The sequence below is a fragment of the Streptomyces lusitanus genome (genome assembly GCF_042647945.1).
GTDB classification, from domain to species: Bacteria; Actinomycetota; Actinomycetes; order Streptomycetales; family Streptomycetaceae; genus Streptomyces; species Streptomyces pseudogriseolus.
Map to the genome: position 1 here is coordinate 1 of NZ_JBHRWL010000027.1, position 22,447 is coordinate 22,447.

The 22,447-nt window shown below is 72.1% G+C and carries 25 protein-coding genes and 1 rRNA gene; 17 read left to right on the plus strand and 9 right to left on the minus strand.

Going from position 1 to position 22,447, the window contains the following annotated elements:
• Positions 1 to 106: 106 nt before the first annotated feature.
• From rrf to ACFOSY_RS29550, 9 genes are all read left to right on the plus strand, one after another.
• Positions 107 to 223: ribosomal RNA gene (gene rrf, locus ACFOSY_RS29510) — 5S ribosomal RNA — on the plus strand.
• A 65-nt stretch (positions 224 to 288) separates the two neighbouring features.
• Positions 289 to 963 (plus strand): HAD family hydrolase, encoded by a 675-nt coding sequence (locus tag ACFOSY_RS29515; RefSeq protein ID WP_394312696.1) that lies wholly within the window; start codon positions 289 to 291, stop codon positions 961 to 963.
• 60 nt (positions 964 to 1,023) lie between these two features.
• Positions 1,024 to 2,256 carry an MFS transporter gene (locus ACFOSY_RS29520; RefSeq protein WP_394312698.1) on the plus strand — a complete coding sequence of 411 codons (1,233 nt, stop codon included), beginning with the start codon at positions 1,024 to 1,026 and terminating at the stop codon, positions 2,254 to 2,256.
• A complete protein-coding gene (locus ACFOSY_RS29525; protein WP_394312700.1) occupies positions 2,207 to 3,379 on the plus strand; it encodes an acetoin utilization protein AcuC in 1,173 nt (390 codons plus the stop codon). Before ACFOSY_RS29520 ends, ACFOSY_RS29525 begins: the two co-directional genes overlap by 50 nt.
• 93 nt (positions 3,380 to 3,472) lie before the next feature.
• Positions 3,473 to 4,288, plus strand: coding sequence for a phosphatase (locus ACFOSY_RS29530; protein ID WP_394312702.1), 816 nt, complete (start codon positions 3,473 to 3,475; stop codon positions 4,286 to 4,288).
• Between the two features lie 129 nt (positions 4,289 to 4,417).
• A complete protein-coding gene (locus ACFOSY_RS29535) occupies positions 4,418 to 4,630 on the plus strand; it encodes a helix-turn-helix domain-containing protein (protein WP_157842153.1) in 213 nt (70 codons plus the stop codon).
• A 153-nt stretch (positions 4,631 to 4,783) separates the two neighbouring features.
• Positions 4,784 to 4,882 (plus strand): 30S ribosomal protein bS22, encoded by a 99-nt coding sequence (locus ACFOSY_RS29540; protein ID WP_003948845.1) that lies wholly within the window; start codon positions 4,784 to 4,786, stop codon positions 4,880 to 4,882.
• 232 nt (positions 4,883 to 5,114) lie between these two features.
• Complete coding sequence (locus ACFOSY_RS29545; RefSeq protein WP_394312709.1) at positions 5,115 to 6,176, plus strand: NAD-dependent epimerase/dehydratase family protein; 1,062 nt, start codon at positions 5,115 to 5,117, stop codon at positions 6,174 to 6,176.
• A 14-nt stretch (positions 6,177 to 6,190) separates the two neighbouring features.
• Positions 6,191 to 7,255 carry a lysophospholipid acyltransferase family protein gene (locus ACFOSY_RS29550; protein ID WP_394312712.1) on the plus strand — a complete coding sequence of 355 codons (1,065 nt, stop codon included), beginning with the start codon at positions 6,191 to 6,193 and terminating at the stop codon, positions 7,253 to 7,255.
• A gap of 102 nt (positions 7,256 to 7,357) precedes the next feature.
• On the opposite strand, the gene ACFOSY_RS29555 is transcribed toward ACFOSY_RS29550, so the two are convergent.
• From ACFOSY_RS29555 to ACFOSY_RS29565, 3 genes are all read right to left on the minus strand, one after another.
• A complete protein-coding gene (locus ACFOSY_RS29555) occupies positions 7,358 to 8,599 on the minus strand; it encodes a DUF5667 domain-containing protein (RefSeq protein ID WP_394312715.1) in 1,242 nt (413 codons plus the stop codon).
• Between the two features lie 263 nt (positions 8,600 to 8,862).
• A complete protein-coding gene (locus ACFOSY_RS29560; RefSeq protein WP_031022504.1) occupies positions 8,863 to 9,639 on the minus strand; it encodes an ECF subfamily RNA polymerase sigma factor, BldN family in 777 nt (258 codons plus the stop codon).
• A 424-nt stretch (positions 9,640 to 10,063) separates the two neighbouring features.
• Positions 10,064 to 10,975: an HAD family hydrolase gene (locus ACFOSY_RS29565; RefSeq protein ID WP_394312719.1), complete on the minus strand. Its 912-nt coding sequence runs from the start codon at positions 10,973 to 10,975 to the stop codon at positions 10,064 to 10,066.
• Between the two features lie 106 nt (positions 10,976 to 11,081).
• On the opposite strand from ACFOSY_RS29565, the gene ACFOSY_RS29570 reads away from it, so the two are divergent.
• The 5 genes from ACFOSY_RS29570 (at position 11,082) to ACFOSY_RS29590 (ending at position 16,818) form a co-directional block, all read left to right on the plus strand.
• On the plus strand, positions 11,082 to 11,363 hold the full coding sequence (locus ACFOSY_RS29570) for a glutaredoxin family protein (RefSeq protein ID WP_394312721.1): 282 nt from the start codon (positions 11,082 to 11,084) through the stop codon (positions 11,361 to 11,363).
• Positions 11,364 to 11,664: 301 nt separating this feature from the next.
• Positions 11,665 to 12,456, plus strand: a complete 792-nt coding sequence (locus ACFOSY_RS29575; protein ID WP_394312723.1) for a redox-sensing transcriptional repressor Rex — start codon at positions 11,665 to 11,667, stop codon at positions 12,454 to 12,456.
• Positions 12,453 to 14,159 (plus strand): glutamyl-tRNA reductase, encoded by a 1,707-nt coding sequence (locus ACFOSY_RS29580; RefSeq protein ID WP_394312725.1) that lies wholly within the window; start codon positions 12,453 to 12,455, stop codon positions 14,157 to 14,159. The genes ACFOSY_RS29575 and ACFOSY_RS29580 overlap by 4 nt, the downstream gene beginning before the upstream one ends.
• On the plus strand, positions 14,156 to 15,115 hold the full coding sequence (hemC, locus tag ACFOSY_RS29585) for a hydroxymethylbilane synthase (protein WP_394312727.1): 960 nt from the start codon (positions 14,156 to 14,158) through the stop codon (positions 15,113 to 15,115). The genes ACFOSY_RS29580 and hemC overlap by 4 nt, the downstream gene beginning before the upstream one ends.
• Positions 15,112 to 16,818 carry a bifunctional uroporphyrinogen-III C-methyltransferase/uroporphyrinogen-III synthase gene (locus tag ACFOSY_RS29590; RefSeq protein WP_394312729.1) on the plus strand — a complete coding sequence of 569 codons (1,707 nt, stop codon included), beginning with the start codon at positions 15,112 to 15,114 and terminating at the stop codon, positions 16,816 to 16,818. The genes hemC and ACFOSY_RS29590 overlap by 4 nt, the downstream gene beginning before the upstream one ends.
• A 60-nt stretch (positions 16,819 to 16,878) precedes the next feature.
• Here ACFOSY_RS29590 and ACFOSY_RS29595 read toward each other — a convergent pair whose 3' ends face one another.
• Positions 16,879 to 17,322, minus strand: a complete 444-nt coding sequence (locus tag ACFOSY_RS29595) for a MerR family transcriptional regulator (protein WP_394312731.1) — start codon at positions 17,320 to 17,322, stop codon at positions 16,879 to 16,881.
• Positions 17,323 to 17,350: 28 nt separating this feature from the next.
• On the opposite strand from ACFOSY_RS29595, the gene ACFOSY_RS29600 reads away from it, so the two are divergent.
• Positions 17,351 to 18,154 carry a methyltransferase domain-containing protein gene (locus tag ACFOSY_RS29600; protein WP_394312733.1) on the plus strand — a complete coding sequence of 268 codons (804 nt, stop codon included), beginning with the start codon at positions 17,351 to 17,353 and terminating at the stop codon, positions 18,152 to 18,154.
• Positions 18,155 to 18,251: 97 nt separating this feature from the next.
• Here the strand turns inward: ACFOSY_RS29600 and ACFOSY_RS29605 are convergent, their stop codons facing one another.
• The gene (locus tag ACFOSY_RS29605; protein WP_394312735.1) at positions 18,252 to 18,446 is read right to left on the minus strand and encodes a DUF397 domain-containing protein; all 195 of its coding nucleotides are present in this window, start codon (positions 18,444 to 18,446) and stop codon (positions 18,252 to 18,254) included.
• Entirely contained in the window at positions 18,443 to 19,276 is an 834-nt protein-coding gene (locus ACFOSY_RS29610; protein ID WP_394312738.1) for a helix-turn-helix domain-containing protein, read from the minus strand. Before ACFOSY_RS29610 ends, ACFOSY_RS29605 begins: the two co-directional genes overlap by 4 nt.
• 164 nt (positions 19,277 to 19,440) lie before the next feature.
• On the opposite strand from ACFOSY_RS29610, the gene ACFOSY_RS29615 reads away from it, so the two are divergent.
• The gene (locus tag ACFOSY_RS29615; protein ID WP_394312740.1) at positions 19,441 to 19,875 is read left to right on the plus strand and encodes an ATP-binding protein; all 435 of its coding nucleotides are present in this window, start codon (positions 19,441 to 19,443) and stop codon (positions 19,873 to 19,875) included.
• Positions 19,876 to 19,902: 27 nt separating this feature from the next.
• Here the strand turns inward: ACFOSY_RS29615 and ACFOSY_RS29620 are convergent, their stop codons facing one another.
• Positions 19,903 to 20,655, minus strand: coding sequence for a hypothetical protein (locus tag ACFOSY_RS29620; protein ID WP_394312741.1), 753 nt, complete (start codon positions 20,653 to 20,655; stop codon positions 19,903 to 19,905).
• A gap of 194 nt (positions 20,656 to 20,849) precedes the next feature.
• Here ACFOSY_RS29620 and ACFOSY_RS29625 point away from each other — a divergent pair, with 194 nt between their 5' ends.
• On the plus strand, positions 20,850 to 21,356 hold the full coding sequence (locus tag ACFOSY_RS29625; RefSeq protein WP_394312744.1) for a DM13 domain-containing protein: 507 nt from the start codon (positions 20,850 to 20,852) through the stop codon (positions 21,354 to 21,356).
• 37 nt (positions 21,357 to 21,393) lie between these two features.
• Here ACFOSY_RS29625 and ACFOSY_RS29630 read toward each other — a convergent pair whose 3' ends face one another.
• Together ACFOSY_RS29630 and ACFOSY_RS29635 are read right to left on the minus strand one after the other, a co-directional pair.
• On the minus strand, positions 21,394 to 21,621 hold the full coding sequence (locus ACFOSY_RS29630) for an anti-sigma factor family protein (protein WP_394312746.1): 228 nt from the start codon (positions 21,619 to 21,621) through the stop codon (positions 21,394 to 21,396).
• Positions 21,618 to 22,289: an RNA polymerase sigma factor gene (locus ACFOSY_RS29635; RefSeq protein ID WP_394312748.1), complete on the minus strand. Its 672-nt coding sequence runs from the start codon at positions 22,287 to 22,289 to the stop codon at positions 21,618 to 21,620. Before ACFOSY_RS29635 ends, ACFOSY_RS29630 begins: the two co-directional genes overlap by 4 nt.
• Positions 22,290 to 22,447 lie beyond the last annotated feature (158 nt).

Consider the following 22,447-nt stretch of genomic DNA (forward strand, 5'->3'; position numbering starts at 1 on the left):
CCGAGGGCTTGTCCTCAGTTGCTCGCGTCCACTGTGTTGGTTCTGAAACCACGAACAACCCCATGCCGTGGTCACGGCATGCGGCTGGTTGTCAGTTTCATAGTGTTTCGGTGGTCATAGCGTAGGGGAAACGCCCGGTTACATTCCGAACCCGGAAGCTAAGCCTTACAGCGCCGATGGTACTGCAGGGGGGACCCTGTGGGAGAGTAGGACGCCGCCGAACAATTCTTGAAGAGAAAGCCCCCGTGCCGTTCGGCACGGGGGCTTTCTGCGTTTAGGGTCAGGTTCATGCGCTACGACCTCGTGATTTTCGACAACGACGGCGTCCTCGTCGACAGCGAACCCCTGTCCAACCGGCACCTCGCCGCCTATCTCACCGAGCTGGGGCACCCCACCACTTACGAGGACTCCATCCGGGACTACATGGGGTCGGCCATGCACCGGGTGCACGACCTGGTCGAGCAGCGGACCGGGCAGCGGCTGCCGGCCGACTTCGACGACGTCTTCCACGCCCGCGTCTTTGCCGCGTTCGAGCGGGAGTTGAAGCCGGTGCCCGGAGTCGCCGACGTGCTGGAGAAGCTGGCCGCGGACGGGGTGCCGTACTGCGTGGCCTCGTCGGGGAGTCATGAGCGGATCAGGGTGGGGCACCGGGCGGCCGGTCTTGACCGGTTCTTCGACGACGGGTGGATCTTCAGCTCGCAGGACGTCGGCCGCGGGAAGCCCGCCCCCGACCTGTTCCTGTACGCGGCCGAGCGGATGGGCACGACTCCCGAGCGGTGCCTGGTCGTCGAGGACAGCCCGCTCGGGGTGCAGGCGGCCGTGGCGGCCGGGATGGACGTGTACGGGTTCACCGCGATGACCCCGGCGGAGAAGCTGAGCGGCGCCACCCGGCTCTTCGGCGACATGCGGGAGTTGTCGTCGTTCCTGGACCTCCTCGCCGCCGGTGACGGCGCTGAAAACTGAGCACGATTCATCTTTGACCGGATCTACCCACCGGTACCCCCGCGCCCTACGCTCGCCGCCATGACTGATGTGCTGCGGCGCGGCAGGGCCTCGCTGGCGTTCGGCTTCCTGGTGCAGGGCGTCGCTTTCGCGCTGCTCGTGACGCGCATCCCGGGCATCCAGGACCGGTACGGGGTCTCCGACGGGCTGCTGCCCGTCTTCCTCGCCGCCGTGCCGATCCTCGCCGGCATCGGCAGCGTCTCCACGGAGCGGCTGGTGCGGCGGGTGGCGCCGAGCCGGGTGCTGCGGTGGTCCCAGCCGGTCGTGCTGCTGGCGCTGCTGGCCGTCGGGGCGGGCCGGACGATGGCCGTCCTGGCTCTCGCGCTGGCCGTGTTCGGGCTGGCCGTGGGCGCGCTGGACGCCTCGATGAACATGCTCGGGGTGAGCCTTCAGCGGGCGTACGGGCGCAGCATCATGCTGAGCTTCCACGCGGCGTACAGCCTGGGCGGGATCGTCGGGGCGTCGCTGGCCTGGGTGGGGGCGCACTTCGGGCTGGCGCTGTGGGTGTCGTATCTGCCGGTGGTGCTGGTGCTGCTGCCGGCCGCGCTGGTCGGGAGTCGCTGGTACGTCGACGGGAAGGACCGGGCACCCGCGGAGAAGGACGCCGTCGACGCCGGGGCGGGCGGCGGGCTGAAGTGGCTGCTGCCGCTGTGCCTGGTGATGACGGTGGCGTACATCGGGGACTCGACGGTCTCCAACTGGAGCGCGAAGTACCTCCAGGACGTGCTGGGCAGTTCCGAGCAGACGGCGACCGTGCCGTTCAACGTCTACATGGTCACCACGCTGCTGGGGCGGGCGGTCGGGGACGCCGGCGTGCGGCGGTTCGGGGCCGTGGCGGTGGTGCGGGCGGGGGCGCTGGTGGCGGCGGGCGGGTTCGCCGTGGTGGCCGGGGCGCCCGGGGTGTGGGCGGGGATGCTGGGGTTCACGCTGCTGGGGCTCGGGCTGTGCGTGCTGGTGCCGCAGACGTTCGCGGCGGCGGGACGGCGGGCGCACGAGGCGGGGCGGCCGGGGGCGTCGGACGCGGCCGTGGCGCGGCTGAACGTCTTCAACTACGTGGGTTTCCTGGTCGGTTCGCCGTTGGTGGGGGCGCTCGGGGACGCGTGGAGCTATCGCGGGGCGATGCTGGTGCCGATGGTGTTGGTGCTGGTGACGCTGGTGCACGCCCGTTCGTTCGCGCCGGGGGCCGACCGATACGGTGGCGGGCATGAGCGGCCGCGCACAGCTGATGTGGGACGAAGCAGTAACGGGCTATGACTTCGGCCGGGACCATCCGATGGACCCGGTCCGGCTGGCGCTGACGCGCAGCCTGGTCGGCGCCCTCGGCCTGGACCGTGACGTCGAGGTGGTCGCGGCGAAGGCGGCGGGGGAGTCGACGCTGCGGCTCGTGCACCGGGAGGACTACATCGACGCGGTACGGGCCGCGTCGGCGGATCCGGGGTCGGCGGACCAGTCGTACGGGCTGGGGACGATCGACGATCCGGCGTTCGCGGGGATGCACGAGGTGTCGGCGCTGATCGCGGGGCAGTCGGTGGGCGCGGCCGAGGCGGTGTGGCGCGGGGAGGCGCTGCACGCGGTGAACTTCGCGGGCGGGCTGCACCACGCGATGCCGGGCGCCGCGTCCGGGTTCTGCGTGTACAACGACGCCGCGCTGGCGGTCGCCCGGCTGCTGGAGCTGGGTGCGGAGCGGGTGGCGTACATCGACGTCGACGTGCATCACGGGGACGGGGTGCAGGCGGCGTTCTGGGAGGACCCGCGGGTGCTGACGATCTCGCTGCACGAGCATCCGCGGACGCTGTTCCCGCAGACCGGGTGGCCGGAGGAGACGGGCGCCCCGAGCGCGGAGGGCAGCGCGGTGAACGTGGCGCTGCCGGCGGGCACCGGGGACGCGGGATGGCTGCGGGCGTTCCACGCGGTGGTGCCGGAGCTGATCGCGGACTTCCGGCCGCAGGTGCTGGTGACGCAGCACGGGGCCGACACGCACTTCGAGGACCCGCTGGCGCATCTGGCGGTGTCGCTGGACGCGCAGCGGGCGGTGCAGGTGGCGTGCCATGAGCTGGCGCACGAGCACGCCGACGGCCGGTGGGTGGCGCTGGGCGGCGGTGGTTACGCGGTGGTCGAGGTGGTGCCGCGGTCGTGGTCGCACCTGGTGGGCATCGCGGCCGGGCGGCCCGTGGAGCCGACGGCGCCGGTGCCCGACGAGTGGCGGCGGCAGGTGTACGCGCGGACCCGGCAGCCGGCGCCGCACCGGATGACGGACGGCCGGTGGCCGGTGTCGTGGGCCGCGTGGGACGAGGGCTACGACCCGGCGGACCGGCTGGACCAGTCGATCCTGGCGACCCGGCGGGCGGTGTTCCCGCTGCGGGGCCTGCTGCCCTGACCGTCCCTGCGATGGGCGGGGTGTTACGCCGACCGTGGGTCGTGGGCGGCGTTCCGGCCCGCGGGTGGGGGCGGGTGGCGCACCATCGCTGGCATGGTGACCGCCGACCGCCTCCGCGCGCATCTTCTGAACCGCGGGCTCGCCGGGGTGGTGGGCACCGCCCGGGAGGAGAGTCTGCGCAGTTACCGGCTGTTCGCCGCGCGGGATCCGCGGGTGCTGATCGGGCTCGACCCGGTCGGGGCGTGGGGCGAGCGGGACGTACTCGCGCTGATGGCCGAGCGGTGCGGGGTGGCGGCGGATCCGGGGCGGACGTCGGGACCCGAGGTCATCGATCCGGAGCGTACGCTGGCCGCCCTGGACGCGTGTGCGACGCTGCTGGCGGAGGCCGCGCGGCACCGTGTTCCGGTGCTGCTGGGCACCGGGCACCCGCAGCGGCTGCTCGGTTTCTACGCCGTGCTCGCAGACGCCTTGTCGGCGGCGGGATGTGAGATCCTCACCCCCGCGCAGGGTCGCTGTGTCGACATAACGACCCGGTTCGGTCTACGCACGGGCCGTCTCGACTACGTCCGGGGGGTCGGGCTGGTCCGGGGCGCGACCGCGCAGCGCCCCGGTTGTGAGCCGGGCGCGCACACGCACTCCCCCCTCCCGGTTCGGGCCGCGCTGGCGGCCGCTGCGGATGCCGGCGGGCCGCTGCCCCGGCTGGTGATCGGGGACCACGGCTGGGTCTGCGGGGCAGGTCAGCTGGGGTTCGCCAGTGCCGGGCTGGCCGATGTGAACGACCCGGCGCCGTTCGTGGGGCAGGCCGAGGGGGCGGTGTCGGTGGTCGTTCCGGTTGACGACGGTGCGCGGTCCGATTACTACCTGCCGCTGACCCGCTACGTACTCAATCGAGCGTGTCTGTCACAGTAGGCCGCCGATGGGTGCACCTCTTCCCCACTCGCATCACCCGCCCCTACATTGGGGAGTGAGCACGCAACGACGAAGAGTCACCGGAAGGGGAAGCCGGTGGCCGTCGAGTGCGGAAGGTTCAGGTGTGTCATGGCTGCAGCTGGCGAGAGGCCTCTGAACGAGGTTCAGTTCCTTACCGTGGCGGAAGTCGCCTCGGTGATGCGAGTGTCGAAGATGACCGTGTACCGCCTGGTGCACAGCGGTCATCTGCCCGCGATCCGGGTGGGGCGGTCCTTCCGCGTCCCGGAGCAAGCGGTTCACGAGTACCTCCGCGAGAGCTATGTGGGGGTGGACACGGCCTGACGGCGGCCGGGAGGGTCCGTACCGGGCACTCATGGGCCTTCCCGGTCACCTCGATTACGACCTCAGCGCTCGGGCGGGTAGGCTGACCCCTCGAAGGTCGTGTGGGCCCATGGCGCCCAAACACCGAGTGATGAGAAGTGAGCGAGGGTAGTCGTGGGCTCTGTTATCAAGAAGCGGCGCAAGCGGATGGCCAAGAAGAAGCACCGCAAGCTGCTCAAGCGCACGCGCGTCCAGCGTCGCAACAAGAAGTAAGCGACAGCGCGAGAGCGTGTTCCAGTGGCCCCCCACCGCGATTCGGTGGGGGGCCACTGCCCGTTCGTACGGCACCGTCCGCTCGTACGCCACCGCCTCGGGACGTCACCGCTTGGTACGTCCGGTGCATGTGGCGGGGATGTTGTCACTTCACGTATCCGCCCGGTGTCACAGGGCGACCGGGACCCGATAGGTTGGCCGTCGGCAGCAGGGTGAGAGAAGGGCGCTGATCTTGGGGAAGGTCGTGCTGGTGACCGGGGTGGCCCGGCAGCTCGGGGGCCGTTTCGTGCGGCGGATCCAGCGGGATCCCGAGGTGGACCGGGTGGTCGCCGTGGACGCGGTGCGGCCCGAGCACCATCTGGGCGGCGCCGATTTCGTCCAGGCGGACATCCGGCAGCCCACCGTCGCGCGGGTGCTGGCCGAGTCGGGCGCCGACACGGTCGTCCATCTCGACGTGACGGGGACGCCGCTGGGCGGCGGCGGCCGGGCGTCGCTGAAGGAGACCAACGTCATCGGCACCATGCAGCTGCTGGGCGCCTGCCAGAAGTCGCCGAACATCAGGCGGCTGGTGGTGAAGTCCAGCACCAACGTCTACGGTTCGGCGCCCCGCGACCCGGCGGTGTTCACCGAGTCGACGCCGCCCAAGTCGCTGCCCAGCGGCGGCTTCGCGAAGGACACGGTGGAGGTCGAGGGCTATGTGCGCGGCTTCGCCCGGCGCCGCCCGGACGTCGCCGTGTGCGTGCTGCGGTTCGCCAACATCCTGGGTCCGGCCGCGGACACCCCGCTCGCGTCGTACTTCGCGCTGCCGGTGCTGCCGACGGTGTTCGGCTACGACCCCCGGCTGCAGTTCGTGCACGAGGACGACGTGATCGAGGTGCTGCGGATCGGCGCGCACGAGCCGAAGCGGGGCACGCTCAACAGCGGGACGTTCAACATCGCCGGGGACGGGGTGCTGCTGCTGTCGCAGTGCTCGCGGCGGCTGGGCCGGCCGACGGTGCCGCTGCTGCTTCCCGCGGTCACCTGGGCGGGTTCGCTGATGCGTACGCTGGGGATGTCGGACTTCTCGCCCGAGCAGATCCGGCTGCTGACGCACGGGCGGGTGGTGGCGACGGACCAGATGCGGGAGACGCTGGGTTTCACCCCGAAGTACTCGACTGCCGAAACGTTTGCGGACTTCGTGCGCAGCCGCGGTCCGGGGCTGCTGCCGCCGGAGACCGTCGCGAGGGCCGTCGACCGGATCGCCGCGCTGCCCGTGCCGGGCAGCGGCCATGTGCCGGCGCACGGCGCCGACTGAGGAGCGCAGCAACGATGGCGGACGCCAAGGTCATTCCGTTCGACGACGACCACCGCTCCCGTGGGAGTGCCGCGTCGCGCCGCCGTGGTGCGGCCTCGCGGCGGCAGGGAGGGACGCGGTCGCCCGCCGCGGTGGGGGAGGTCCAGCCCCTGCCGGGCGCGGCCGGGGTGCGGGAGGATGATCCCGTGACCGGTGAGGAGGAGCCGCGTGAGCCGGCCGCGGACCGTGCGGGCGGTGACGGCGGCCTGGAGCAGCGGATCGCGAGCGGGCTCGCGTTCCTGCGCCGCCGCCTCACCGGGGACTACGAGGTCGACGACTTCGGCTACGACGAGGAACTCACCGACCAGGTCCTGATGTCGCTGCTGCGCCCGATGTACGAGAAGTACTTCCGGGTCGAGGTGAAGGGCGTCGAGAACATCCCGGCGGAGGGCGGTGCGCTGATCGTCGCCAACCACTCGGGGACGGTCCCGGTGGACGGGCTGATGATGCAGGTCGCCGTGCACGACCATCACCCGGCCGGGCGTCATCTGCGGCTGCTGGCGGCGGACCTGGTGTTCGTGCTGCCGGTGGTGAACGAGCTGGCGCGGAAGCTGGGGCACACGCTGGCCTGCGCGGAGGACGCCGAGCGGCTGCTGGCGCAGGGCGAGTTGGTCGGGGTGATGCCGGAGGGCTTCAAGGGCATCGGGAAGCCGTTCTCGGAGCGGTACAAGCTTCAGCGGTTCGGGCGGGGCGGGTTCGTGTCGACGGCGCTGCGGCACGGGGTGCCGATCGTGCCGTGCTCGATCGTCGGGGCGGAGGAGATCTACCCGATGATCGGCAACGCCAAGACGCTGGCGCGGCTGCTGGGCTTCCCGTACTTTCCGCTCACGCCGACGTTCCCCTGGCTGGGGCCGCTGGGGGCGGTTCCGCTGCCGACGAAGTGGACGATCCAGTTCGGGGAGCCGATCCCCACGGACGGGTATCCGCCGGAGGCGGCGGAGGATCCGATGCTGATGTTCAACCTGACCGACCAGGTGCGGGAGCAGATCCAGCACACGCTGTACAAGCTGCTCGTGCAGCGGCGGTCGGTGTTCTTCTAGGGGTCCAGGCCGGGCAGGACCGGGCGAGCAGGACCGAGCAGGCCGGCAGGCTCCGGGGAGCCGACTGGGGGCGCCCCTCGCTGTCGAGGGGCGCCCCCAGTGCTACTCCCGGTCCTCCGCGTCGATGCCCAGACCCGGCAGGAGCCCGGGGAGGAGAGGCGGGAGCGTGACGTCGGGGGCGGGAGGCCGGGTGGCCGAGCCCGTCGGCGGCGGCGTGCTGCTCTGGCCGCTCTCCTGGGGCGGGTCGAGGAGGCCGCCGGTGTTGCCGCCGAGCAGGCCGTCCTGCTCGCGCTCGGCGTCGGCGGAGCCGCTCGGTCCCGCGCTGCCCGTCTCGCCCGTGCCGGAGCCGTCCCGGCCGGTGCCGGGGGACGTCGAGGGCTCGGCGGCGGAGGGGCTGTCGGACGCCGGGGCGGAGCCGCCGTGCCGCTTGCCGTCGTCCGCCTCGTCGCTCGGCGGCCCGGGCAGCAGGGACTGGAGCGGGGCGACGTCCTCGTCTATGGCGTCGAACACCGACGTGACCTGCTCACTGACGTCCCCGAGCTGCACGGGGAGCCGGTCGCGCAGGTTGCCCCAGGTGTCGCGGTGGGCCTGGGAGAAGGAGGAGAGCGCCTGGATGGGGCCGAGGGAGTCCGGGTTGCGCTCGTAGGCCTCGCGGAGCAGCCGGTGGCCCTCCGAGGCGTCGTGCCGCATGCCGGACAGGGCGCGGCGGATCTCGGTCAGCGACTCGTGGTCGAGGGAGCCGGCGCGGTCGCGCTCCATCAGCCGGCGGGCCTCCCCGAGCCGGGTGGAGGCCTGGTCGAGGTAGACCCGGCCGCGCTCGTCGTCGCCGTCGGCGAAGGTGAGCTTGACGTCCTCGATGCCGCGCTTGAGTCCGTAGAGGGAGTCGCCGGGGAGGGCGTCGGAGCTGGCGGCGGCGACTCCGCCGAGCGCGCCGGCGGCGACGCCGACGGTGAGTCCGCCCGCGGTGAGCCCTTTGGCCAGCCTGGAGCGCGGTCGCAGCCTGCCCAGCGGGGTGGCCCGGTGGGCGCCCTTGGCGCGGCGCGAGCGCTGTTCGGGAACGGCCCGGTCCGTCGCCTCGCCTGCGGCGGTGCCCTCCTGGAGCATGGCCTCGAACGCGGCCACCAGCTGGGCTCGCTGGACGACCTTCACCTCGGGGTCGAGTTCCGGCCGGGGCATCGCGCGCAGACCGGAGGCCAGCGTGAGCAGCTGGGCCTGTTCGGTCTCGGCGGCCGGGGCCGGTGCCGGTCCTTCGGTTCGCTCGGCCGCCGTGCCCCGGTCGGACTGCTCCTCCAGGGCCTGGGCGAAGGCGTTCGCCCGCCGGTGCGCCGATACGTTCGCGATCACTGGCGGCACCTCCTCTCGTCATGACGGTCGACTCCCCAGGGGGTCTGAGGGTTCCCGGGGCCGGCCGACGCCACACGATCGGGTGAGCGCAGCCGGTCAGCGGGTGACCACAGGGAGCCTGTATCCCGCACAACGACGAGCGCGGCACTTCGGTTACGCACACCGGTGGCCCGATCGGTGAATCCAACCGGGTTTCACTCAGGGTGAGTTGAGTGTCGCTCGCTGTGCCGCGTCCGGTGGACGGGCCCGGTGGACGGGCCCGGTCAGCGGGCGTCGTCCGGGAGGAGCCGGGCGAGGGTGCGGACGGCCCGGTACTGGAGGGTCTTGATGGCGCCCTCGTTCTTGCCCATGACGCGGGCCGTCTCGGCGACGGACAGCCCCTGGAGGAATCGGAGCGTGACGCACTCCTGCTGTTGGGGGTTGAGCCGACGTACGGCATCGAGGAGGGCGGCGTTGGACAGGGACTCGAGAACGGAATCCTCGGGGGAGCGCTCGACCTCGTTGGCGTCGAGCATCTCCCCGGTGGTGACCTCGAGGCGGAAGCGGCTGGACTTGAAGTGGTCGGCGACGAGGTTGCGGGCGATGGTCACCAGCCAGGCGCCGAAGTCGCGGCCCTGCCAGGTGAAGGTGCCGATGCGGCGCAGCGCCCGCAGAAAGGTCTCGCTGGTGAGGTCCTCGGCGGTCGCCTTGCCGCCGACGCGGTAGTAGATGTAGCGGTAGACGGTGTCGCTGTACTGGTCGTAGAGCCGTCCGAAGGCCTCCGCCTCGCCGGCCTGGGCGCGCTCCACGAGGTCCATCATCCGGGCGCTGTCGCTGTCGGCGGCGGGACGGCGGGCAGCGGGAGCGCCGGACGGGCGTCCTCGTCTGCCGACCGCGGCCGTGCCCTCGGCGAGGGCGTAGCACGGGCCGGCGGGGACGGCGGCGAATGCGGGGACGGCGTGCGCGGGGGGGACGATTCCGCGCAACATGTCTCGGGCTGTCGCGACTGTCGCGCGCAGCGTAGCCAGGCCCGAGGCGTCAACCCCGACGTGTGGGTACACGGGACTCCCAGAGGCAGAGCTTCCATCACGTGCAGTGCGGGGCCGTTCACCCGTCGTGACGAAGGGGTGGTCCCGGAATGCGTCTGAGGAGAATAACGCTTCGTACAGGCTCTGCTACACCGAGTTGCTCAAATCATCGATTACGTCGCTTCCGTAACCGATTGACGCTTCTTCAGGGGTGAGGAGCTGATCGGTTGGTGACCAGAAGCTTTCGTATTCCGGTTAGGTCCGGGGCGAGTTGTGGCCGTGTGCAGCCAAGAGGACTGCTCGGGCCGGTTGCGGGGTAAGGCAGTCGGTTCGGGGCGTGTCGCGGCCCGGCCCGGTCACCGCGGGCACGCGCGGGGCCCGGCGGCGGGGTGCCGGCGGAGTCCGGCGGGGTTCCGGCGAGGTTCCGGCGGGGTTCCGGCGGGGTTCCGGCGGTACGTCAGCGGCGCTTGCGGTGCAGGGCGATGGCGGCGGCCGTGCCCCCGGCCACCGCGCCCACGCCGGCCGCCGCCGGGATGCCGACCTTGGCCGCCTTGCGGCCGGTGCGGTAGTCGCGCAGCCGCCAGTCCATCCGGCGGGCGTGCTTGCGCAGCTTGGAGTCCGGGTTGATCGCGTAGGGGTGGCCCACGAGCGACAGCATCGGGATGTCGTTGTGGGAGTCGCTGTAGGCGGCGCAGCGGCCGAGGTCGAGTCCCTCCGCGAGGGCCAGCGCGCGGACCGCCTCCGCCTTCGCGGGGCCGTGCAGCGGTTCGCCCACCAGTTTGCCCGTGTACACACCGTCGACCGACTCGGCGACGGTGCCCAGGGCGCCGGTCAGGCCGAGCCGGCGGGCGATCACCGTGGCGATCTCCACGGGGGCGGCGGTGACCAGCCACACCCGCTGGCCCGCGTCGAGGTGTGCCTGGGCCAGCGCCCGGGTGCCGGGCCAGATCCGCTCCGCCATGTACTCGTCGTAGATCTCCTCGCCGATGGACTGCAGCTCGGAGACGCGGTGGCCCTGGACGATGGAGAGCGCCGAGTCGCGCGCCTCCTGCATGTGCTCGGGGTCCTCGACGCCGGCCAGCCGGAACCACGCCTGCTGCCAGGCGAACCGGGCCAGCTCGCGGGTGTCGAAGAACTTCCGCTTGTACAGGCCCCGCCCGAAGTGGAACAGGGCGGCGCCCTGCATGACGGTGTTGTCCAGGTCGAAGAACGCGGCGGCCCGTTCGTCACCGGGGACCGGGAACTCGGGTTCGCGTTCGGAAACTTCCTGGGTGGATTTGCGGGCGGCCTCCGCCGAGGCCTCGCCAGCCAACACGCTCCGCGCCGTGGCGGAGCGCCTACGGGGAGTGAGCCATCCGAGAGCGGCCATGGCGTGAGCATAGCCAGTGCGCGGGCCTGCTCCGGAGCCGAGAGGCCGCCGCGCCGTGAACTCCGTGTGTCATGGGCGGTGTCCCGGCCTTGTCCCGCGCGCGACAATGGCCCGCATGACCCCTCTCTTCCGCCGCGCCGGACCCCCGCGGGACCGGCTCGTGACGCTGATCCGCAAGCCCGGCTGCCATCTGTGCGACGACGCGCAGACGGTGGTGGAGAAGGTGTGCTCCGAGCTCCGGGTTCCGTGGGAGCGCAAGGACATCACCGAGGACCGGGAGCTGTACGACCTGTACTGGGAGCAGATCCCGGTGGTGCTCGTCGACGGGCGGCAGCACACCTTCTGGCGCGTGAACGAGGACCGTCTCCGCGCGGCCCTGAGTGACTGACCCGGGTGACTGACCGGCCAGTTCAATCTGGCGGAAATTCGCTTAGGATCGATGGCGTTCTGGTCTCGGGGGCGGGATTCACAGAGGAGAGTGTGCGGTTTTGCCCCTGAAAGCAAAGGAACGGCGGCGCGGGCGCGCTGGTTCCCTCCGTGCGCGCCGGGGGCGCGTGACCCCGGTCACGTTGGCCGGGCAAATCGGACACAATCTTTGTGCACGCGTTCACAAAGACATAGCCTGCATTCGACGGGGCGGTCCGGGGACGTATGACCGCCTGAAGCCCCGCTCTACCCGCAGGAGCACCGTGGCAACTGGCCGAACTCACCGACCGGCGACCCGTAGCCGAGGGATTCCCGAGGCCACCGTCGCCCGGCTTCCGCTGTACCTCCGCGCCCTGACCGCGCTCTCCGAGCGCTCGGTGCCCACGGTCTCCTCGGAGGAGCTGGCGGCCGCCGCGGGTGTGAACTCCGCGAAGCTGCGCAAGGACTTCTCCTACCTGGGTTCCTACGGCACCCGGGGCGTCGGCTACGACGTCGAGTATCTCGTGTACCAGATCTCCCGTGAACTCGGCCTCACCCAGGACTGGCCGGTTGTGATCGTAGGAATCGGTAACCTCGGCGCCGCCCTGGCCAACTACGGCGGGTTCGCCTCCCGTGGCTTCCGGGTCGCCGCGCTGATCGACGCCGATCCCGCGATGGCCGGGAAGCCCGTCGCCGGCATCCCCGTGCAGCACACCGACGAGCTCGAGGCGATCATCCGGGACAACGGCGTGTCCATCGGCGTCATCGCCACCCCGGCCGGCGCCGCCCAGCAGGTCTGCGACCGGCTCGTGGCCGCCGGCGTCACGTCCATCCTGAACTTCGCGCCGACCGTGCTGACCGTCCCGGACGGCGTCGACGTGCGCAAGGTCGACCTCTCCATCGAGCTGCAGATCCTCGCCTTCCACGAGCAGCGCAAGGCCGGCGAGGAGGCCGCGGCCGGGGTCGCCGCCGACCGGGCCGCCGGTCCCGCCCGCACCGCCGCCGTCGCCGGGCGCGAGGACTCCGCCACCGACCAGGGGCCCGACGGGGACGTACCCGCCGTGATGCCGGCATGAGCCTTCTCGTCGTCGGACTGAGCCACCGCAGCGCCCCGGTCAGCGTGCTGGAGCGGGCGTCGCTGAGCGCGGAGGCGCAGACCAAGCTGCTCCAGGACACGGTCGCCGCGGAGCCCGCCTCCGAGGGAGCGGTCCTCGCCACCTGCAACCGCATCGAGCTGTACGCCGACGTGGACAAGTTCCACGCCGGTGTCGCCGAGCTGTCCACGCTGCTCGCCCAGCACAGCGGGGTCGGCCTGGAGGAGCTCACTCCTTATCTCTATGTGCACTACGAGGACCGGGCCGTGCACCACCTGTTCTCGGTGGCCTGCGGACTGGACTCGATGGTCGTGGGCGAGGGGCAGATCCTCGGCCAGATCAAGGACTCGCTGGCCCGCGCGCAGGAGACCCACACCGCCGGACGGCTGCTGAACGACCTGTTCCAGCAGGCGCTGCGGGTCGGCAAGCGCGCCCACTCCGAGACCGGCATCGACCGCGCCGGACAGTCCCTGGTCACCTTCGGCCTGGAACAGCTCGCGCTGGGCACGCCCGTCGAGACCTGGGCGCGGGGCAAGAAGGCCCTGGTCATAGGCGCCGGTTCGATGTCCTCGCTGTCCGCGGCCACGCTCGCGCGCGCCGGGGTCGCCGAGGTCGTGGTGGCGAACCGCACGCCCGACCGCGCCGAGCGGCTGGTGCGCATCCTCACCGAGGGCGACGACACGGACGTGGCGGCCCGCGCGGTCCCGATGGCATCGGTGCCGTTCGAGCTGACACGTGCCGATGTGGTCGTCTCCTGCACCGGCGCGACCGGCCTGGTCCTCACCGCCGAGATGATCGGCGCGGGAGTCGAGGGCCGCCCCGGCGCGGCGCCGGTCGTCGACCTCGACGCGGTCGCCGCGGAGGACGCCCGCGAGAGCGCCCCCGCGCAGCCTCCCGCCGAGGACGGCTGCCCGGTGGACCTGTCCACGGTGCGGCCCGGCTTCTCCGTGATGGGCGAGGCGGCCGTCGCCGGGATGGACGCGGCCACGCTGGAGCAGCACGGCGCGTGGGCGGCGGGCTCCGCCGTCGACCGCCGGGACGCCGCCCGCGGCACCGGACCCGAGGCGGACGCCGAGGTCATCGGCGCGCTCGCCGCGGCCGCGGCCGCGATCGGCCGCATCCCCGAGCGGCGCAGGACCGAGCCGGTGGACGCGCCGCCGCGCCCCGAGCCCGTCCTCTTCCTGCTGGACCTCGCCATGCCGCGGGACGTCGACGCGGCGGCGCACCGCCTGCCCGGCGTGCGGCTGGTGGACATCGAATCGCTCGCGGAGGCGTCCGCGGACGCTCCGATGGCTGCCGATGTGGACCAGGTCCGGCGTATCGTCTCCGACGAGGTCGCCGCGTTCGGGGCGGCACAGCGGGCGGCGCACATCACGCCGACCGTCGTCGCCCTGCGGACCATGGCGGCCGACGTGGTGGCCGGTGAGATGGCCCGCCTGGAGGGGCGGCTCCCCGGCCTGGACGACAAGCACCGCGCGGAGATCACCCAGACCGTGCGACGGGTGGTCGACAAGCTGCTGCACGCCCCGACGGTCCGGGTCAAGCAGCTCGCGGCCGAGCCCGGCGGGGCCGGGTACGCGGACGCGCTGCGCACCCTGTTCGACCTCGACCCCGAGACGGTGGCCTCCGTCTCCCGCGCCGAGGAAAGCACCGAGAAGAACGCACAGAACCGAGGGCCGGGATGACTGAGAAGGCACTGAGGCTGGGGACCAGGCGCAGCAAGCTCGCCATGGCCCAGTCCGGGCAGGTGGCGGATGCCGTGAGCCAGGTGACCGGACGGCCCGTCGAGCTCGTCGAGATCACCACGTACGGCGACGTCTCGCGTGAGCACCTCGCGCAGATCGGCGGCACGGGCGTCTTCGTCGCCGCGCTGCGCGAGGCGCTGGCGCGCGGCGAGGTGGACTTCGCGGTGCACTCCCTCAAGGACCTGCCGACCGCCCAGCCCGACGAGCTGGTCCTGGCGGCGATCCCCGAGCGCGAGGACCCGCGGGACGTGATCATCGCGCGGGACGCGCTGAAGCTCACCGACCTGCCGCGCGGGGCGCGCATCGGCACCGGTTCGCCGCGCCGCATGGCGCAGCTGAACGCGTACGCCCGCGCCCACGGCACGGACATCGAGACGGTCCCGATCCGGGGCAACGTCGACACCCGCATCGGGTACGTCGCGAAGGGCGACCTGGACGCGGTCGTGCTGGCGGCCGCCGGGCTCAACCGGATCGGACGCAGTGACGAGGTGACCGACTTCCTGTCGGTCGACACGGTTCTGCCCGCCCCCGGCCAGGGGGCACTGGCGATCGAGTGCGCCGCGGACGACGCGGACCTCGTCGCCGCGCTCGCCGAGCTCGACGACCCGTTCACGCGGGCCGCCGTGACGGCCGAGCGTTCCCTGCTCGCCGCTCTGGAGGCCGGCTGCAGCGCACCCGTGGGGGCGCTGGCCGATCTCCTGGACGACGGGCAGGCTGTCAAGGAAATGCGCCTGCGGGGCGTCGTCGGCACCACCGACGGTTCCACGCTGGTGCAGCTGTCCACCACCGGTCCCGTGCCCGAGACGCACGAGGCGGCGACGGCGCTCGGTCGCGGACTCGCCACCGAGATGCTCGCGCAGGGCGCGGCCGGTCTGATGGGGGAGCGAGCACTTTGAGCCCCACCACTCTTCCCGCCCCTCCGGAACAAGGGCACGTCACCTTCCTCGGTGCCGGACCCGGGGATCCGGGACTGCTGACCCTGCGCGCCGTGGAGGCCCTGGCGAACGCGGACGTCCTCGTCGCCGAGCACGACGTGCTCGACGTCGTACGGACGCACGCCAGGCAGGGCGTCGCCGAGGTGCACACGGACGCGGACACGACTGCGTCGTCCACGCCGGGCACGGGCACGCCCCAGCTGACGGTCGTTGACGGCGCGTCAACAACCGCCGGTGTCCCCGCGAATAGGGATGCCGCACATCTTGTCATGGAGGCCGCGCGGGGCGGCAAGCGGGTCGTCCGTGCGGTGTCCGGCGACCCCGGCCTCGACGCGAACGCCGCCGAGGAGATGCTGGCGTGCGCCTCGGCCGGGGTGCCGTTCGAGGTCGTGCCCGGTGTCGCCGCCGCGGTCGGCGTGCCCGCGTACGCCGGTGTGCCGCTGCGTGACGCGGAGGGCGCGGACGTGCGCTTCGTGGACGCGCGCACGGCGTCCGACCGGTGCTGGACGGAGGTCGGCGCGTCGGACGGCACGGTGGTCGTGTCCACCACGCTGGACTCGGTGGCCGCCGCCGCGGGCGAACTGGTGTCCGCCGGACGCAAGCCCGACACCCCTCTGACGGTGACCGTCGCCGGTACGACGACGCGGCAGCGCACCTGGTCGGCGACGCTCGGCACGATCGCGCAGACGCTGAAGCAGGCGAAGGTGCTGCCCTCCCCGGAGGGCGGCCGTCCGGTGATAGCCGTGGTCGGTGAGCGTTCCGCCGCCGCCCAGCGGGACCGGCTGGCGTGGTTCGAGTCCAAGCCGCTGTTCGGCTGGAAGGTGCTCGTGCCGCGCACCAAGGAGCAGGCGGCGTCGCTCTCCGACCAGCTGCGGTCCTACGGGGCCGTGCCGCACGAGGTGCCGACCATCGCGGTCGAGCCGCCGCGCACGCCCCAGCAGATGGAACGTGCCGTCAAGGGCCTGGTCACCGGCCGCTACGAGTGGATCGCCTTCACGTCGGTCAACGCGGTCAAGGCGGTCCGCGAGAAGTTCGAGGAGTACGGGCTCGACGCCCGCGCCTTCGCCGGGATCAAGGTCGCGGCGGTGGGCGAGCAGACCGCGAAGGCGCTGATCGCCTTCGGCGTGAAGCCCGACCTGGTGCCCAGCGGCGAGCAGTCGGCCGCCGGCCTCCTGGAGGACTGGCCGCCGTACGACCCGGTCTTCGACCCGATCGACCGCGTCTTCCTGCCGCGCGCCGACATCGCCACCGAGACGCTGGTCGCGGGCCTCATAGAGCTGGGCTGGGAGGTCGACGACGTCACCGCCTACCGCACGGTGCGCGCCTCGCCGCCGCCGGCGGAGACCCGCGAGGCGATCAAGGGCGGCGGCTTCGACGCGGTGCTGTTCACGTCGTCGTCGACGGTCCGGAACCTGGTCGGCATCGCCGGGAAGCCGCACAACGTCACGGTGATCGCCTGCATCGGCCCGGCCACGGCGAAGACGGCCGAGGAGCACGGCCTGCGGGTGGACGTGATGGCTCCCGAGCCGTCGGTCCACAAGCTGGCGGAAGCCCTCGCCGACTTCGGCACGCGACGCCGGCTGGCCGCGCTGGAGGCGGGTGACCCGGTCACCCGCCCGAGTGAGCGGCGGCCGGGGGCGCGGAGGCGTCGGTCGACGACGTGAGGTGAAGCGGTGAGGTGAGGAGGGGCGCCCTTTCGAGGGCGCCCCTCCTCGTCCGTCCGGTCACCGGCTTTCCTGTCGGACCACGGAACCGGTCCGCTCGGCGATGAGCCGCCGGTAGCCCGGGCACCGGGTCACGTCCTCGTGCTCGCAGTTCAGCCCGCCCTCGATCAGCTCCAACGAGGCCTGCGCCGCCGCGATCCTCGCCCGGAGCTCCTCGGCCGCGGGCCGCAGGATCGCGTGCCGGGTGGCGCGGTCGGCGGTCGCGGACAGGCTCCTGATGGTGTCCAGGCCGAGGCCGGCCTCCTTCATGACGAGGATCGTCGCCACGCGGGTCAGGTCCTCCGCACCGTAGCGGCGGCGCCCGGCGGTGTCCCGTGCGGGGTGCAGCAGGCCCATCGCCTCCCAGTGCCGCAGCACGTGCGTGGCCAGACCGAACCGTGCCGCGAAGGCGCCGATGCCCAGGGTTTCGGCGCCGCCGGCGCCGCCGTCCTCGGTTGACTTCATGCCGACATTAAGTCGCAGCATGACCTCCATGGCCAAGAACCAGGACGCGGTCGCCGAGCACCGTGACAACCACGACAACCGCGACAACCACGGCACCGAAGCCCTGCTGGCCGTCCTCGACGCCGCGGACGAGATGCCGGGCGCCACGCGGCTGCGGGCCCGGACCTACGAACTGCTGTCCCTCGTCCCGGGCTCGACCGTCGTGGACGTCGGCTGCGGCGGCGGACGGGCGGTCGCCGAGCTGGCCGGACGCGGCGTCCACGCGGTGGGTGTGGACCCCAGCCCGCGGATGCTGGCGGCGGCCCGGGCGCGGTGGCCGCGGGACGAGTTCCGGGAGGCGGGGGCGGAGGGTCTGCCGTTCCCTGACGGGAGCGTGCACGGCTACCGCGCCGACAAGGTCTTCCACGTACTTCGCGACCCGGCGCGGGCGGTGGTGGAGGCACGGCGGGTCCTCCGCCCGGGCGGCAGGATCGTCCTGGTCGACCAGGACTGGGACGCCGTCATGATCGACTCGGACGACGCGGCGCTCACCCGCACGATCGTGCACGCCCGCGCCGACCTTCTGGGCTCGCCCCACGCCGGCCGTCAGTTCCGCGCCCTGCTGCTGGCCGGCGGCTTCACCGACGTCACGGTCGAGGTGCACACCAGCGTCTTCACCGACCCGGCGATGCTGCCGCTGCTCACCCGGCTCGCGGAGCCGGCGTGCGCGGCGGGCGCCGTCGACCGTGACCTTGCGGACGGGTGGCTCGCCGAGCAGCGCGGACGGGCGGAGAGGGGGAGGTTTCTCGTGGCGGTGCCGTTTTGGGTGGTGTCGGCGTCGGCGTCTGCGTAGGTGCGGTGCCTGACTCTTTCGGCTCCGGTCGCCGACCGACACGCGGATGTGGCCCGCACCCGTGAGCTCGGGTGCGGGCCACGTTGTGCTCCGTGCGTCAGCGCCGGGACGCGTACGGGAGGAAGGCCGCCCAGGTGGTGGAGGCGAGGGTGAGGCGGGGGCCTTCGGGGGTTTTGGAGTCGCGGACGAGGATGTGGGCGGGGGTGGCGGCGACTTCGACGCAGTCCGGGCCCTCGTCCGTGCTGTAGCTGCTCTTCGTCCACACGGGGTGGGTGTCGGCCTTGAGGGTCATGTCTCTCCCAGCACTTTCTCGATGAGGGCCAGTGATTCTCGCGGGCTGAGAGCCTGCGCCCGGATGGCTCCGTAACGCATCTCGAGGAGCTGCACTTCCTTCCGGTCGGCGACCACACGGCTGATGTGCTGCACCTCCAGGTGCCCGACTGTGCTGCCGTCCTTGAGCCTGAGCAGCCGGAACGACCCGGCCAGGCCCGGGTTTTCCTCGTGGCTCAGCGGAAGCACCTGGAGGTCGACGTGGGGGAACCTGCCGACGGCCAACAGGCGTTCGAGCTGTCCGCGCATCACCATCCTGCCCCCGAGAGGTCGGCGAAGTGTCGACTCGCACTGGACAAAGCTGAAAAGAGGGCGGGCTGCCGTTTCACTGAGGATCTCCTGACGTGCGACGCGAGCGGTCAAGCGCTGTTCGAGTTCGTCCGCGGTGTAGGGAGGCCGCCGGGCGCCGAAGACGGCGCGGGCGTAGTCCGGCGTCTGCAACAGGCCGTGGATCACGGAATTGTTGTAGGCGCCCAGCTCGGCGGCTCCCGCCTCCAGCTTCTTCAGGTCCCGTACGGTCTTGGGATACCTGATCTCCGCGACGTCCCTTGCCATCGCGGAGATCTTGCCGTCGGCACCCAAGACCCTGTCCGCCGCGTCCAGATACTCGGGCCGAGGGATACGACGCCCGCGTTCCACCGAGGAGACCAGTTCCTCGCCGTAGCCGATGGCCGCGCCCAGTTCCGCCTGAGTGAGTCCCGCCGCCTCCCGCCACAGCTTGAGCTGGCGTACGACCGTGCGCATGACCGCGCCGGCCTCCTCGTCGTCCAGCCACGCTTCCCACCCGCTCATCTCCGCCGCCCTCCGTTCGCGCGCCCTTCCCCGGACCAACTCCGGCCGCCCGCGCCCGGTCATCCCGGGCAGCCCGGACGGAAACCGGACACCTCGCGGACAGCCATTGATCGCACGGGCCGCCGCCCTTCACAGATTACGCACGCGCAAACACCCTGAGTGACGTGAGTCGAGAAATCACCGCTCCGAGCGCTCCGCTCCACCACTTCACCGTGCCGCTCTCCGCCACCCGCCGAGGAGCCCGTCTCGCCCGGCTGCTCGCCGCCGAGCAACTGCGCTCCTGGGAACTGCCGGTCGACCCGGCCCGGTTGATCGTCGCCGAACCCGCGGCGAACGCCGCCGTGCACGGCCGTGTTCCGGGCCGGAGTTTCCGGCTCGCGCTTTCCCTCGTGGAGCCCGCCACCCTTCGTGTCGAGGTCACGGACTCCAAGGGAGAGCACCTGCCCACGCGGGCGCGGGCGACTGCGAGGGCTGAGCCCGCCGAGTCCGGATACGGGCTGCTGCTGGTCGAGGAGCTGGCCGACCGGTGGGGTGTGCTGCCGGGGCCGTTCCCGTGCAAGACCGTGTGGGCCGAGCTGGAGCTCGGCCGTTTCCGGTGACCTCGGCGGCGGAGGGGGACGGCACCCTCACCTGGCCCGGCGGAGCTCGTCGGCCTCGTCGCGGACCGCGTCCAGGCGGACCTCCAGCATGCCGACCCGCTCCCGGTACCGCTCCAGCTCCGCCCTGACGAACTCGGCGTCCGCAACTTTACGGGCCGTCTCCTCCCGGACGGCGGCCGTCTCCCGGTCGAACTTCTCCTGCGCCTCGTCCAGTGCGGTGACGGCCATCTCCGCCGCCTGCTCGGCGAGCGCGGCGCGCTCCTCGGCGGCCAGGATGCGCTGGGCGGAGGCACGGGTGACCGTCTCGATCCGGGACTCGGCCGCCGCTGAGTCGGTGATGAGCGCCAACTCCTCGATGTAGGCGGGGAGATCGGTGGCCAGCTGCTTGATCAGGGCGACGAGGTCGTCGCGTGACTGGGCGGTGCGGTCGGCGTCGGAGGCGGCGTCGGACACCGTCATCATCTCCGCCGCCATCTCGAGGATCATGGCCTCCGCCGGCTCCGGCGCCTGCTCGGGTGAGGTGGGGGCGGCAGGCTGGGTGGTCGCGGCCTGGGCGGCCTTCGCCTCCGCCTTCGCCGCCTTCTTGGCCTCGGCCGCCGCGCGCTTGTCCTCCTTGCGCTGCTGCCGCTTCGCACGGAACTTACGGAACGCGCCGAGCGCGTTGTGGTCGGGGTGCGCGCAGAAACGGGGAGCGTGTGGGTGCGCGCCGGGGGCGGGGGCCTCGGCCGGCTGGGTGCAGTCCGGGTAGGCGCAGACGTGGGCGGTGGTTTCGACGGTCATGCTCTCGGCCTCTCGTAGCTGACTGGCTGTTGCCTCCTCAGTTCCGTCGGGCCGCGGAACGTTACGGCCCGCCCGGATCTTTTTTTCGCCGGTTCCCCTGTAACGCCCGCTGCCCTTCCCCGCTCTGAATGCCGTCCGGGTCACGCGCCCGGTCGCAAGAACGTGACGGGACCTGACAGAAGGAGACACCCCTCATGCCTCGCAGCAAGCGCCCCTTCCTCCTCGCCGTCGCCGCAGTGGTGCTGGCCGTCACGGCCGTCGGGCTCCACCTCTTCCAGCCGTGGCGGCTGTTCACCACGGAGCGGGTGGACGAGGCGCCGCCGGCGGCCGCGGTCCGGCAGGACGGCGCCGCCCCCGTCCAGGTGACCGGTACGTTCGTCTCCCACGCGCATGAGACCGACGGCTCGGTGGAGATCCACCGCCTCGCCGACGGGAAGACGGTGCTGCGCCTGGCGGACCTGCGCACCTCCGACGGGCCGGCCCTGAGGGTGTGGCTCAGTGACCAGCCGGTGAACCGGTCCAGCGGCGGGAACCTCGACGACGGCGAACACATCGACCTCGGCGGTCTGAAGGGCAACGAGGGCAACCAGAACTACCCGGTCCCGGCCGGCACCGACCTGGAGAGGTTCTCCACGGTCACGATCTGGTGCGAGCGGTTCAGTGTCTCGTTCGGGGCGGCCGAACTGAACCGGACGGCCTGACCGCCCGGTGTCCCCTCGTGCGCCGCGGTGATGCGCGCTAGCGCCGCCAGTCGCGGAAAGCGGTGAGCAACTCCCGGCGGACGTCCGGGGAGATGCTCTCCGCGGTGAGCTCGCCCGTTACGGCGATCGTCCGGCGCATCTGGTCGAGGTAGGTCTCGCACTTGGAGCACTCGGCGAGATGGTCGATGAAGCGCCGCTCGTCCTCCTCGGACAGGGCGGATTCGAGGAAGTCCGTGACCAGCTCGACGAACTCGTCGCAGTTCACGCTCGTCCCCTTCCTTCCGCGACCTCGCGGGCACCGGACAGATACATCTCCAGCTTGCCCCGTAAGGCGGCTCTGGCCCGGTGCAGCAGGACCCGCTGGTTCCCGGGGCTGATGTCCAGCAGCGTACACACCTCCTCGGAACCGTAACCCGCGACGTCACGCAGGGTGATCACGGTGCGCAGCCGGGGCGGCAGTTCGTTGATCGCCTCCGTGAGCACGCCGCGCACCTCGCCGCGCAGCACGTGGTCCTCGGGTATGTGCCAGGGACGCGGCTCCTGTCCGACGGCCCAGTGCCCGGGGTGGGGCTCGCCGGGGCCGCGGAACCGCGCGGGGTCCACCGTCGGCCCCTCCTCCTCCGGCAGCAGGCTGGTGAAGGGGACGGTCCGGCTCTCCTTCGTCCCCCGTGCCTTGGCCGTGTTGACCAGGATGCGGTACACCCAGGTCTTCAGGGACGAGCGGCCCTCGAAGTCGCCGATCCCCTTGATGACCGCCAGCCAGGTGTCCTGCACGGCCTCCTCGGCGGACTCCCTGGTCGACACGAACGACCTGGCCAGCCGGAGCATGCCGCCCGACCAGGCGTCCAGTACCAGGGCGAACATCTCTTCGTCGCCGTCCCGGAGTCGCTCCACCAGGACGTTGTCCGGGGGCAGTTGGGGCGCGCCCGCCATGAGCCTCTCCTCGCCGACCGTGCGCTGGTGGCGTCAGCCTAGTACCGCGGCGCCGCTCCCGGTGTCCCTCGGGCGGCGTACGAAGTGATTCCGCGCCGGTGCGTAACGTTCCGCGCCGCGGCGGCACTGAGGGGCGTGGACGACGGCGACCGGTCCCC